The following is a 12,459-nucleotide window of genomic DNA, read 5'->3' as shown; positions in this document are numbered from 1 at the left end:
TATTTTTTTAATATTCTTTTCAGGCTCATGAACGTTTCTGAGTAAACAGACTTTAATTAAATAGGTTTTTTAAATATTGATGCCTTGATGTTTAAATATGCATTAATATTTTTAATTATTTACGATCTGTTTCTTAACGTTCTACTGTATTTTCGCTATTTGATCGTTGCTCAACCGATTTTAAACAAACCCGCATTACTGCTTACAGTGCTCGATAATCACCTGTTCAGCCGCAGCGCTTATCTTTAAAATACCCTGTATTTTTCATGGTTTACATATCCAGAGAACCCATTCGCTTCTCTGAAGTTTACATGCTTGATTAAGAGTTAGCGCCTGACATGTTTATTCCCAAGTTTTTCAGATGGGGGCAGTGCTCTTTTGAGGATTATCAAAGAGCCTGTAATCATTTTGGTTATAACTGCGAGTCCGCACCGGAATTTATTGCCTTTAAAATGCGATGTGGGCAGTCCTTTGACTTTTATTCTTATCAAAGGAAAGGGAAAACGATGGGGAGCGTCTGCGTTGAAAAGGGCTGGCTTGCCAACGATGGCAGACATCGGCAGCGTTCGCTTCCCGCGCTACTGGCTCCCTCAACCTCTGTCTATGTGCCGTTTTGCAACGAGGCGTCGAAAAAGGTGCTTTTACCTTTCCGGTGCAAGTCGCTACATCATTTGCAGCGTCATCGCTTCCTCAATACCTCCTATAGCCTGTTTAGTAAGAGCCATGCCGCTTTTACCAAGAGCCCTGTCGCCGACTTTTCCCGTAAAACGGTCTCGACACGGGAGAGAGAGCTCAGAAAGTTTCTCAATGACGGGGGGAGTTTTCTCAATGTCAGCCAGCTTGACGGGGAACATATTTTTGAGGTGTTTGAGATTCTCTATCAGGCGAGACGCAATCAGGCCATCGCGGAGAGGGCCATTAATAAAGCGTTTTTCCGGGAGTTTCAGCCCTGTTTCAAAGGCTATATGATGTTCCTGCATAATGAACCTGTTGCACTGCAGCTCCTGCTTTCTGTCTCGAGCAGTGCCGGGATGTTCGTTGATTTTATTAATATTGGCTACCGGATAGACAGCAATGCTGGCGCGGTGGGGACAATGCTGATGTGGAAGAACCTGACAGCCTTGTATCAGGAAGCAGCAGAAAAGCAGCTTCCTCTTCATTACTCCTACGGTTCGATGTCCGGAGACTATAAAAACCGCTGGTGCCATTCGGTTAATAACGGCCGGGTCATCATCTGATTGATCCGTTCTGTCGGCGCGTTGACATACCTCTGCGTCGTGAAGCCAGTTTAGCGTGATTCGACCAGGTGCCTGATGGCCCTGTTTTTCCCCTCCCGTGGGCGGCTTTTGCCTGCGAAGCGCGATTGATCAATGCTCCCCTGCCAGCGCTACGGCAGGGGAAAATGGCTCGCTGCATGCCTCAGGGAATAATGTTCGCCATCCTGAACTGAGTAAACAGGCGGATAAACATCTCATCCGTGGCGCAAAATTCGGTAAACCCTGCCCGCCTCAGTTTGCTGCCATCACCAAACATATCGTAATCCCAGCTAAAGACAAAATCGGCGAACTGACCGTCACTCAGCCTCATGATGTCAGCCTCAACCAGCTGTTTTTTTTCCGCCAGGGCATGCCATGTCCTGCGGTAATCGCCGAAAAGCTGCTGAAATGACAACGCAACCGGGGGCGCCGTCTCCAGTTCAAACCAGCCTGCAATCAGGGGCCAGAGCTCACACCATCGCCAGATATCACCGTTATTGATGTTAAATGCCTGATTCCTGGCGGAGGATGCGGTCGATGCCCACAAGGTGGCGGCAGACAATAAGCTATCATCGGTGTGATCGATAATGCTGTGCCAGGTGCGCTGCGACCCTGGAAAGCGCAGGGGCAGATTTTGCGCTTTGCACAGTGAAGCGTATATCGCGATACTCAGCGCAAGATTCATGGTATTGCCGGTTAACGCGCTGCCGACAACGCCAGGACGAAGTGCATGCCAGTGCCAGGTTTTATGATGCTGAAAGCGGCACAGCCAGTCCTGTTGCGCCGTATTGAATTCGGCGCCGGGAATAGCGGCATCGCTTTCTCTGGCGGGGGTTTTGAACGGGCCAAGATGAGCGCCGTAAATTTTGTAGCCCTGCATCAGGCTCACCGTTTCCAGCGGAGCCACGTTCTCAACCTGAGTGACCAGGTTACGTAACATGGTGACGTTGGGTTCAACCATTTCCCGCCAGCTCGCGGCATTAAGCCAGGCGCTGTAGAAAATGTGGGTAACGTGCCGAAGGGGCTTGAGGGCGCGCGCAGTGTCTTTTTCATTGAGCAGATCGACGTTAACAAACGGCACCGTGCCCCGGTCAGCGCCTCCTGCGCGAGACAATCCAATAACCTGCCATTCATTCTGCAACAGCGTTTTAACCAGGTTGCTGCCGACGATACCGCTTGCACCCGCAACCAGTGCGACTTTAGATTGAGGCTTCTGTGACATTTTTTGTCCTCCAGTTTGGTTGCAGACAGCCTGCTATAAATTGTTTTTTGCCGGTATCCCCGAAAGCTGATGTCACTTATAAGAGAAATGCGTAAATGAATAACAAGCTCAATGCCATTCGAACGTTTTTACGCGTGGCTGAGGCGGGGTCTTTTTCTGAGGCAGCACGCCAGTTGAATATCAAACAGTCTGCGGTCAGCCAGCAGATCGCCGCGCTTGAGGCTGAACTCGGCGTAGTGCTGCTGCACAGGACGACGCGGGTGAGGGTACTGACAGCGCAAGGAGAATATTACCGGCGTAAGATGCAGCCCATACTTGAGGCAATGCAGGCGGTCGAGAACCAGCTATCCCCTGTCGCACAGCAATGGCAGGGCAAGATAAACGTTCAACTCCCGGGCGGATTAGGGCGTTTGTTTCTTCCTCATCTGCTCGGATTGCAAAAAGCGAATCCGGGTTTGCATCTGACGCTCTCGCTTGATGACAGGATATCCGACCTGGCCAGAGAAGGCGTGGATGTGGCGTTCCGCCTTACTCAGGATGCGCCGGAAGTGTATCCGGCACGGAAAATCGCGCGTATTGAAACACCGCTTTTCGCATCACCGGATTTCCCGCCGCTCAATTCACTGGATGCATTGATGTGCCAACCGCACGTGCGTTTCAGCAGCATTGCCGAGTCTGCGCCATTGCGGCTTGTCAGGGGCGATGAAACCGTAGAACTGGCCGTAAAGACAGCCTTCAGGGCCAATAGCAGTGAAGGGTTATTACAGGCGTTGCAGGCGGGAATCGGTGTAGGCGGTATGCAATTACCCCTTGCAACTGAGGCGTTGCAATCCGGCTCGCTTATCAGGGTGTTGCCAGCGTATCGCTATCCCGATCGCTTTGTGTATGCCGTTTTCCCGGATGCGCGCTTTATCCCTCCCAGGGTTAGAGGCATCGTCGCGTTAATCGAAAAAGTGCTGGTCGATCTGCCAGGGGCAAACTAAATACGGCTCACAGCCAAAGGGAAGACCGGCGATGTAACGCATTCTCAGTCAGGCTGCTGATGCGGCCCACTGGCGCTGTATCAACCCGTTCATACTGGGATAAGCGGCAGCAATCTCAAATAAATTTGATTTAATTTTTAGCCAATAATGCCCAATCTGCTCATTCGCACAAATCTATAATACAAAAAACTACCAGGCTGACATTGACCGCTGTAATATCCGGCTCGCTCATTATTAGAGCGTAAACAGGATAGTTATAACAATGAAAGCGCGTTCTTTTTCACTGAGTGCAGTGGCTGCACTCCTGGCTCTGGCGTCTTTTTCCAGCCAGGCTGAAATCACTCTTCTCAAACAAGACCCACAAGCAGGCGATCCCCTTAGCCGTCTCGATTTTAAATTCGGTGGCAGTATTCGTCCTCAGTTTAACCATCAAACCGGCGTGAATGATAAATCCTATAAGCGTAATGGCTTTGACGGTGGTTCACGTTTCCGCTTTAGCGCGGATTACTACCTGTTCGACGATATCAGTTGGACCAGCTACTACGAGCTGGGCGTTAACATTCCGGCCGTATTCAACTGGGATAATCACTACGCTGAAGGGGCGCATGAAACCACGCGCCGCCAGCTCTATACCGGCCTGAAAAGTAAAACCTGGGGCCAGTTGACCTTCGGTCAGCAGAACAGCGTTTATTACGACGTTGTGGGTGCCAAGACGGATATCTGGGATTACGACATGCTGGCCCAGGCACCGGGTAACGGCATTAACGGTGATTACGACGGTTCATACCGTTCTCGTAAGCAGCTGAAATACAAAAACAGTTATGGTGCAGTTGATCTTTATGCCTCTTACCTGTTTAGCGATAACGAATATTTGCCGGGCAATGGACTGCGCTACAAGCGTCAGGGCGGCGGTTCGCTGGGCGTGAATTACAACATTACGCCAACGCTGGCATGGGGCACGGCCTGGAACTACACCCGCGCCAGCATGCGTGATCCGGTCACGGGCAACAATAAAGATTACGACCAAAACATTTTTGGCACGGCACTGAGCTGGACGCCGGGTAACTGGACACTGTCAGCAGGCGGTGGCTGGTATCAAAACTTCCTGACGACCAAACAGCGCAACGTGAATAACTATTTTGCGGACGATGCCTGGGGCATCGAATATTACGCCGGATACAAAATCCCGGTGGCGCAATATGGTGTCAAAGCCGTTCAGCCTTACGTGATGGGCGACCGTTTAGAATACGTGAATGGCCGCAACTACCAGCGCATTGACAATGGCCTGGGCGTAACGTTATTCCTGGACTACGGTTTCCGTGTGGATTACGAACATGTCTTCACTTCCAGTACGGACAATCAGGGCGATATGAACCTGGTTCGTTTCCGCTACGATTTCTGATGACACACAACGGCTCCCCAGGGAGCCGTTTTTATTATCATGATTTATAGCGAGGTGACGCCATTATCTGGCGACTTTTGCGGTGGACTTGCCCTTCTTATGGAGTAAAACCCTGTACAACGTCTGAAACATGGTGGCAATGCCGCTTTATGCAATAAGCACCTTCCTGCTATCGACGAAGGTTTAACCTTTACGTATCATGGCGCCTGTTTTTTTCAGCGAGCCTTTTAACATGATTAGTCTTATCGCGGCATTAGCAGCAGATCGCATTATTGGAATGGAAAACGCCATGCCGTGGGACCTGCCTGCAGACCTGGCGTGGTTTAAGCGCAACACACTGAAAAAGCCAGTTATTATGGGCAGACTGACCTTTGAATCTATTGGTCGTCCATTGCCTGGCCGGCTCAACATTGTGGTCAGCAGCAAGCCGGGCAGTGCCGAAGGCGTAACCTGGGTAACTTCGCTGGACGACGCCATCAGTGCGGCGGGTGAGGCTGAAGAGATCATGGTCATTGGCGGCGGCCGCATCTATGAGCAGATGCTGGCGCGCGCCGACCGTCTTTATCTGACGCACATTGATGCGGAAGTGGAAGGCGATACGCAGTTCCCGGATTACGAGCCGGATGAGTGGCACTCCACGTTCAGTGAGTTTCATGATGCCGATGAGCAGAACTCGCACAGTTACTGCTTTGAGATCCTCGAACGCCGCCGTTAATTTACGCGCAGTAAATAACGCCTTGTTGTGACAAGGCGTTTTTTTATGGCTGCGCGTTAGCGGGTTGACGATTGCGGAGTAAGATCGTCCGGTACGGACAACTGACGGTTCGATGGCTGAACATAGTAGCGTTGGGTTTCCCAGTGCAGGAGCGTCAGGTTCCCGCCCCAGCAGCAGCCGGTATCCAGACCGATAATGCCCTCTGGCGTGCCTTTCCCTTCCAGCGACGCCCAGTGACCGAAAACAATGGTGTGATCGCGTGCGACCGGGCCTTCAATCATGAACCAGGGTTTTAACGGCGGCGGGGCGGATTCCGGCGCATCCTTACAGATCATGTCTAGCTGACCGTTAGGAAAGCAGAAACGCATACGGGTTAGTGCGTTGGTCGAGAAGCGCAGGCGGGCCAGGCCGGTCAGGGATTCATTCCAGTTATTCGGCATGTCGCCGTACATCGCGTCAAGAAACAGTGGGTAACTGTCGCTGGACAGCACGGCTTCCACTTCGCGTGCGCACTGTTGTGCTGTATCCAGATCCCACTGAGGCGTAATGCCGGCATGGCCCATCACCAGCTTTTTCTCTTCATCGACCTGCAGCAACGGCTGGCGACGCAGCCAGTTAATCAGGTCATCTGCATCTTCCGCTTCCAGCAGCGGTGTCAGGCGATCTTTGGGTTTATTACGACTGATTCCGGCATAAACGGCCAGCAAATGCAGATCGTGATTACCCAGCACCAGACGGACGCTGTCACCCAATGACTTTACGTAGCGCAGAACCTCCAGCGAGCCGGGCCCTCGCGCCACCAGGTCACCCGTCAGCCATAAGGTATCCTGACTGGGATCGTAATTAACCTGGTTCAGCAGAGCACGTAATTCATCATAACAACCGTGAACGTCGCCAATCAGGTAAGTATTCATAGAGGATTATCCAACTCAGACAGTCGCCCGCCAGGCGGGCGAAGGGCGCCAGTATCAATGGATGTGGGTTTGAATCGCGAGGCGGAATACCGGGATCTCGACGTGGAATTCATCGCCTTGCTCATCGACCATCACATAGTGACCTTGCATGGTGCCCATCGGGGTTTCAAGAACAGCACCGCTGGTGTACTGATATTCGTTTCCCGGTGCAATATGCGGCTGTTCGCCTATGACGCCTTCACCCTGAACTTCCGTCTCACGGCCATTGCCGTTAGTGATGAGCCAGTAGCGTCGGAGCAGTTGCACTGAGGACCGGCCTACGTTGCGAATCGTGACGGTATAAGCAAAGACATAGCGCTCATCTTCCGGTGAGGACTGTGAGGCGACATACAGACTTTGTACGTGCAGCGATACGCGGGCCGGTTCACTCATGGGTTACTCCTGGGGTTGATCCAGATGATCTGCCAGCCAGTTTGCTAACTGGCAATACTGCGCGACCGAAACATTTTCGGCACGCAGGCTGGTGTCGATTTCCAGCTCATCCAGTGCGCCAGCAACGACCATATGGCTCAGGCTGTTACGCAGCGTTTTGCGGCGTTGACCGAATGCTTCAGTGGTAATGCGGCTCAGAATACGCACGTCTTTGACCGGATGAGGCGGTGTCATGTAAGGGACTAACCGCACAACCGCCGAGTCCACCTTCGGGGGCGGGGTAAAGGAGTGCGGCGGCACTTCCAGCACCGGAATCACCTGACAATAGTACTGAGCCATTACGCTCAGACGACCATAGGCTTTGCTGCCGGGACCCGCAACCAGACGATTAACCACCTCTTTCTGCAGCATGAAGTGCATATCTTTAATCGAACCAGTATAGCTGAACAGATGGAACATCAGCGGGGTCGAAATATTATATGGCAGGTTACCGAAGACCCGCAGCGGCTGGCCTTTCTCTTTGGCCAGCGCAGCGAAGTCAAACGTCATGGCGTCCTGCTGGAAAATCGTCAGCTTGGGCCCTAAAAACGGATGAGTTTGCAGGCGTGCAGCCAGATCGCGATCTAACTCCACCACGGTTAAACTGTCCAGGCGTTCGCCCACGGGTTCAGTAAGTGCACCCAAACCCGAACCGATTTCCACTATTGCCTGATCGCGCTGTGGATGGATGGCGGAGACGATGCTGTCGATAATATATTGATCGTTCAGGAAGTTTTGCCCGAAACGTTTACGGGCGTAGTGCCCCTGATGGACGCGATTATTCATTACTGCTCTTGATCATAGTGATGGCGAGGTTAAGCGCCGTGATAAAGCTGCCCGCGTCAGCCTGACCCAACCCGGCTAATTCAAGCGCGGTGCCGTGGTCGACTGAGGTACGGATAAACGGCAGGCCGAGGGTAATATTAACCGCCCGACCAAATCCCTGAAATTTAAGCACCGGTAACCCCTGATCGTGATACATCGCCAGCACCGCATCGGCATGTTGCAGATATTTGGGCTGGAACAGTGTATCCGCAGGCAGCGGACCGGTGAGTTGAATGCCTTGCTCGCGCAGCGCATTGAGTGCCGGGATGATCGTGTCTATCTCTTCCCGCCCCATGTGACCGCCTTCTCCGGCATGGGGATTCAGTCCGCAGACAAAAATATGCGGCTGAGCAATGGCAAACTTATGCTTGAGATCCTGATGCAGAATGGTGATGACTTCATGCAGACAATCGCGGGTGACGGCACCAGCAACATCTTTTAACGGCAGATGCGTAGTGGCAAGCGCGACACGCAGTTGCTCGGTGGCCAGCATCATCACCACGCGCTGCGCGCCCGCGCGCTCGGCAAAAAATTCGGTATGCCCGGTAAACGGAATGCCCGCGTCGTTAATCACGCCCTTGTGAACGGGGCCAGTAATTAAGGCAGAAAACTCCCCGGATAAACATCCGTCGCAGGCGCGTGCCAGGGTTTCCAGCACATAGTGGCTGTTGGCGACGCATAGCGTGCCGGGCGTGACCGGCTGCGGTATTTCAACGGGGAGAACGGTGAGCGTGCCAGCCTGTTGCGGTTCGGGTTCGCCTGCGGCGTCGTAAACGCGCAGCGTCAACGGCAAACCCAGCTGAGCAGCACGTTGCAGCAACAGCTGGGGAGAAGCACACACAACCAGTTCAACAGGCCAGGCTCGCTGAGCCAGTTGAACGGCAAGATCGGGACCAATCCCGGCGGGTTCGCCGGGCGTGATCACCACACGAAAATCACTGCGCATTGTTATCCAGGATTTTCACGTAAGCGCCGGCGCGCTGTTCCTGCATCCAGGTTTGCGCTTCTTCCGCAAACTTACGATTAAACAGCATACGGTAAGCGCGCTCTTTCTGGGCTGCATCGGTTTTATCCACCTGACGCGTATCCAGCAGCTGAATCAGATGCCAGCCAAAAGAGGAGTGGACCGGCTGACTGGTTTCGCCTTTTTTCAGACGCAGCAGCGCATCGCGGAATGCCGGGTCAAACACTTCTGGTGAGGTCCAGCCCAGATCGCCGCCCTGATTAGCCGAACCCGGATCGTCGGAGAACTGTTTGGCGGCCGCGGCAAAGGTCGTCTTACCACTGCGAATGTCGGCAGCAATCTGTTCCAGCTTAGCGCGAGCCTGATCGTCAGTCATGATCGGAGACGGCTTCAGCAGAATGTGGCGCGCATGCACTTCGGTAACAGAGACGTTTTTGCTCTCGCCGCGTAGATCGTTCACCTTCAGGATATGGAAACCCACACCTGAACGGATAGGGCCAACAATGTCGCCCTTCTTCGCTGTAGTCAGCGCCTGAGCAAACAGGGTAGGCAGCTCTTCGATTTTTGCCCAGCCCATGTTGCCGCCCTTCAGCGCCTGAGAATCGGCGGAGTAGGTCACGGCCAGCTTGCCAAAGTCTGCGCCAGCTTTCAGTTCCGTTATCAGCTGTTTTGCCAGCTTCTCCTGATCGTCAACCTGCTGCTGCGTAGGGTTTTCCGGAAGAGGCAGCAGGATATGACTGATATTCATTTCAGTGCCCTGCGTATTCTGAGCGCCAACCTGCTGCGCCAGCGTATCGACTTCCTGCGGCAGGATAGTGACACGACGGCGGACTTCATTATTACGCACTTCAGAGATCAGCATCTCTTTACGGATCTGAGCACGATAGGTGTTGTAGTTCATCCCGTCGTAAGCCAGGCGGCTTCTCAGCTGATCAACGCTCATGCGGTTTTGCGCGGCGATATTCTGAATAGCCTGATCCAGTTGCTGATCGGTAATCTGTAAACCGGCTTTATCACCTAACTGCAGGATGATCGCGTCCATGATCTCACGTTCGAGGATCTGATGGCGCAACGTCTTATCATCAGGCAGCTGTTGACCTGCCTGCTTCGCCTGAGATTTAACGGTGCTCATCATGCTGTCCACGTCACTCTCGAGGACCACGCCGTTATTCACTACAGCTGCAACTTTATCAACCACTTGTGGTGCTGCGAACGCGGTGTTGGCACTGAGCGCCACACCAAGAATCAGCATTCTCCAGTTCTTCATACTTTATCCATTATTGGTTCCGCACTGCGGGATTGCCTGTCAAACATCACAACATCAGAATGCACGCTGATAAGGGATGATACCCTGACTCAGCATCTGGCCGGTTCCCAGGCCATAATTTGAGCTCAGGCCACGTAACTCAATGTTGAATGAGATTTGGTTGTCATACTTACTGTCGTTGTTTTCCCAACCGTTGATTTTGCGCTCATATCCCAGACGAATTGCGTAGCAACAAGAGCTGTACTGCAGGCCAACCAACTGTGATGCAGGACGATTATTGCGCGTATCATAGTAATACGCGCCAACCACCGACCAGGCATCATGAATCGGCCAGCTCGCCGTCGTACCGACCTGTGAAATCCCGTTTTTATAAATCGGGTTATTCACCAGTGAACTGTCGTTCAGCGCAGAAGCAACATACTCCGGGCTACTGTAACGGTAGCTCAACTGCACCATACGGTCAGCATCACGGCGGTATTCCAGCACGGTATTTCCCTGTGCCACGTTATTCAGGCGGGTATCGTACTGCAGCCCGCCGCGCACGCCCCAACGGTCACTTATCTTCCAGTAGCTGTCACCCGCCCACAGAAGACTACCGGTGTCGTCTTCTTTATTGACCTGGTTAACACCCGTACGAGAAGGCGTGAACGAATAGATTTGACCTACAGAAACGTTAAAACGTTCAACCAAATCGGTATCATAAATTCGCGTAGTGACACCGGTGGCAACCTGGTTGGCCGATGCGATGCGATCCAGGCCGCTGTATGAACGATCGCGGAACAGGCCGGTATAGTCGGTTTGCAGCAGGGTGGAGTCGTAAGGGTAGATATCACTCTGGTTACGATACGGGATATACAGGTACTGAACCCGGGGTTCCAGCGTCTGCGTGTAGCCCTGCGCCCAGTCCATATCGCGGTCAAACACCATACGACCGTCGACCTTGAACTGGGGCAAGGTGCGGTTGACAGAGTCTTTAAGCTGGCCACTTACAGGGCGATTATTTGAATTATTAAGTACTACGTTATTGTAGTAATCAACATCTTTCTGCTGATAGTGCGTCGCCAGAAACTTCGCTTCGGTATCCAGACTGGCCCAACCGTTGGACAACGGCAGATTAATCGTGGGCTCAACGTGTAAACGCGTGGTTTCAGGATAGTCGTTGTTGACGTTGATAAACTTGACGGCCTGCGCATAGATGTGGGTGTCGAACGGACCCACATCGTTCTGGTACCAGTTCAGATCCAGTTGCGGGAAGGCGCGATAGACGTTGCTGTTGCTCGTGTTGCCAAAAATCTGGAAATCTTTGGTCGACAGCGTTGCGTCCCAGTTGGTATCCGCATAGCCCACGCTGAATTTTTGCGAGGCGTAACCATCTGTCGAACTGTAGTAAGGCGAGGTCAGATCGTTGAAATAAAACGGGTCGCTGACTTTGGTGTAGTCAGCGTTAAAACGCCAGTGCTGGTCGTAAACACCAGAGTGACGCCAGTAAAATAACCAACGGTCCGAACTGTCATTTTGGGCAATGCCGCGTGCAGCTTTGTCGTTGTCATACTGTTTATCTGAGGCCAGATAGTCAAACTCAACGAGGCCTGCGCCAGCCTGTGTCAGATAACGGAACTCATTCTGTAATTGCAGCCCGCGATTACTCATGTAATGCGGCGTAATGGTCGCATCGGCCTGTGGCGCGATGTTCCAGTAGTAGGGCAGAATGAACTCAAAACCGTTGCTGCTGCCGTATTTAGCATTGGGGATCAGAAAACCGGAGCGGCGACGATCGCCCAATGGCAATTGCAGATAGGGGCTGTAAAACACCGGAACGGAACCCAGTTTAAAGCGCGCATTCCAGATTTCAGCCACTTCTTCCTGACGATCCTGAATGATCTCAGAACCCGCGACGCTCCAGCTGTTGCTGCCGGGCAGACAGGAAGTGAAGGTGCCGTTTTCCATGATGGTGTAACGGTTTTCACCGCGCAGCTTCATCTGATCGCCCGTTCCACGGCCCTGACGGCCTACCATCTGATAATCGCCGTTCCAGACGTTGGTATCTTTGGTATTCAGATTTGACCAGGCTTTCGGACCTTTCAGGATGACCTGATTATCATCGTAGTGCACATTACCTAGCGCATCGACGGTACGAACGGGGACGGTCTGACCTTCAGGCTGGCGTTGGTGAAGCTGTACTTCATCTGCCAGCATGCGGCTGTTACCCTGCTGCACATCCACATCACCTGTGAAGACCGCATCGTCAGGATAGTTGCCTTTCAGGGAATCCGAGTGAATAGTAACGGGCAGCTGATTAGGATCGCCGTTAACCAGGGGGCGATTGTAGCTCGGCACGCCTAACATACACTGCGACATTAAATCATCGGCGAAGGCTTGCTGGCTAATGGCTGCGCCGATCATGGTGGCCAGCAGAGTAGGTATATGTTTTTTCATACGC

At 52.7% G+C, this 12,459-nt stretch carries 11 protein-coding genes; 4 read left to right on the top strand and 7 right to left on the bottom strand.

Features of this window, described 5'->3' with window-relative positions:
- Window positions 1-506: 506 nt before the first annotated feature.
- Window positions 507-1,238 carry a GNAT family protein gene (locus AAIE03_RS14560; protein ID WP_015700978.1) on the top strand — a complete coding sequence of 244 codons (732 nt, stop codon included), beginning with the start codon at window positions 507-509 and terminating at the stop codon, window positions 1,236-1,238.
- 181 nt (window positions 1,239-1,419) lie between these two features.
- On the opposite strand, the gene AAIE03_RS14555 is transcribed toward AAIE03_RS14560, so the two are convergent.
- Entirely contained in the window at window positions 1,420-2,478 is a 1,059-nt protein-coding gene (locus AAIE03_RS14555) for an SDR family oxidoreductase (RefSeq protein WP_064373201.1), read from the bottom strand.
- Window positions 2,479-2,573: 95 nt separating this feature from the next.
- Here AAIE03_RS14555 and AAIE03_RS14550 point away from each other — a divergent pair, with 95 nt between their 5' ends.
- The 3 genes from AAIE03_RS14550 (at window position 2,574) to folA (ending at window position 5,578) form a co-directional block, all read left to right on the top strand.
- Window positions 2,574-3,461, top strand: a complete 888-nt coding sequence (locus AAIE03_RS14550; RefSeq protein WP_029570999.1) for a LysR family transcriptional regulator — start codon at window positions 2,574-2,576, stop codon at window positions 3,459-3,461.
- A 262-nt stretch (window positions 3,462-3,723) separates the two neighbouring features.
- A complete protein-coding gene (locus tag AAIE03_RS14545) occupies window positions 3,724-4,863 on the top strand; it encodes a porin (RefSeq protein WP_014592892.1) in 1,140 nt (379 codons plus the stop codon).
- Between the two features lie 232 nt (window positions 4,864-5,095).
- A complete protein-coding gene (gene folA, locus AAIE03_RS14540; RefSeq protein WP_024472273.1) occupies window positions 5,096-5,578 on the top strand; it encodes a type 3 dihydrofolate reductase in 483 nt (160 codons plus the stop codon).
- Between the two features lie 56 nt (window positions 5,579-5,634).
- Here folA and apaH read toward each other — a convergent pair whose 3' ends face one another.
- The 6 genes from apaH to lptD are packed head-to-tail and all read right to left on the bottom strand — an operon-like array spanning window position 5,635 to window position 12,455.
- A complete protein-coding gene (gene apaH / locus AAIE03_RS14535) occupies window positions 5,635-6,492 on the bottom strand; it encodes a bis(5'-nucleosyl)-tetraphosphatase (symmetrical) ApaH (protein ID WP_013024575.1) in 858 nt (285 codons plus the stop codon).
- Between the two features lie 54 nt (window positions 6,493-6,546).
- Window positions 6,547-6,924, bottom strand: a complete 378-nt coding sequence (gene apaG / locus AAIE03_RS14530; RefSeq protein ID WP_013024576.1) for a Co2+/Mg2+ efflux facilitator ApaG/CorD — start codon at window positions 6,922-6,924, stop codon at window positions 6,547-6,549.
- Between the two features lie 3 nt (window positions 6,925-6,927).
- Window positions 6,928-7,749 (bottom strand): 16S rRNA (adenine(1518)-N(6)/adenine(1519)-N(6))-dimethyltransferase RsmA, encoded by an 822-nt coding sequence (gene rsmA, locus AAIE03_RS14525; protein WP_498563060.1) that lies wholly within the window; start codon window positions 7,747-7,749, stop codon window positions 6,928-6,930.
- The gene (gene pdxA / locus AAIE03_RS14520) at window positions 7,742-8,734 is read right to left on the bottom strand and encodes a 4-hydroxythreonine-4-phosphate dehydrogenase PdxA (protein ID WP_013024578.1); all 993 of its coding nucleotides are present in this window, start codon (window positions 8,732-8,734) and stop codon (window positions 7,742-7,744) included. Before pdxA ends, rsmA begins: the two co-directional genes overlap by 8 nt.
- The gene (gene surA / locus AAIE03_RS14515; protein WP_498563059.1) at window positions 8,724-10,019 is read right to left on the bottom strand and encodes a peptidylprolyl isomerase SurA; all 1,296 of its coding nucleotides are present in this window, start codon (window positions 10,017-10,019) and stop codon (window positions 8,724-8,726) included. Before surA ends, pdxA begins: the two co-directional genes overlap by 11 nt.
- 54 nt (window positions 10,020-10,073) lie before the next feature.
- A complete protein-coding gene (lptD, locus tag AAIE03_RS14510; RefSeq protein WP_234033801.1) occupies window positions 10,074-12,455 on the bottom strand; it encodes an LPS assembly protein LptD in 2,382 nt (793 codons plus the stop codon).
- Window positions 12,456-12,459: the final 4 nt, after the last annotated feature.

It is taken from the genome of Pantoea sp. Ae19-2, assembly GCF_059801205.1.
This window is presented reverse-complemented; position numbering and strand designations above follow the sequence as displayed.

Bases quoted from the DNA above. Each gene is read 5' to 3' on its own strand.
- rsmA (WP_498563060.1), bottom strand. From the start codon at position 7,749: ATGAATAATCGCGTCCATCAGGGGCACTACGCCCGTAAACGTTTCGGG.
- apaG (WP_013024576.1), bottom strand. From the start codon at position 6,924: ATGAGTGAACCGGCCCGCGTATCGCTGCACGTACAAAGTCTGTATGTC.
- folA (WP_024472273.1), top strand. From the start codon at position 5,096: ATGATTAGTCTTATCGCGGCATTAGCAGCAGATCGCATTATTGGAATG.
- AAIE03_RS14560 (WP_015700978.1), top strand. From the start codon at position 507: ATGGGGAGCGTCTGCGTTGAAAAGGGCTGGCTTGCCAACGATGGCAGA.
- AAIE03_RS14545 (WP_014592892.1), top strand. From the start codon at position 3,724: ATGAAAGCGCGTTCTTTTTCACTGAGTGCAGTGGCTGCACTCCTGGCT.
- AAIE03_RS14550 (WP_029570999.1), top strand. From the start codon at position 2,574: ATGAATAACAAGCTCAATGCCATTCGAACGTTTTTACGCGTGGCTGAG.
- apaH (WP_013024575.1), bottom strand. From the start codon at position 6,492: ATGAATACTTACCTGATTGGCGACGTTCACGGTTGTTATGATGAATTA.
- pdxA (WP_013024578.1), bottom strand. From the start codon at position 8,734: ATGCGCAGTGATTTTCGTGTGGTGATCACGCCCGGCGAACCCGCCGGG.
- lptD (WP_234033801.1), bottom strand. From the start codon at position 12,455: ATGAAAAAACATATACCTACTCTGCTGGCCACCATGATCGGCGCAGCC.
- AAIE03_RS14555 (WP_064373201.1), bottom strand. From the start codon at position 2,478: ATGTCACAGAAGCCTCAATCTAAAGTCGCACTGGTTGCGGGTGCAAGC.
- surA (WP_498563059.1), bottom strand. From the start codon at position 10,019: ATGAAGAACTGGAGAATGCTGATTCTTGGTGTGGCGCTCAGTGCCAAC.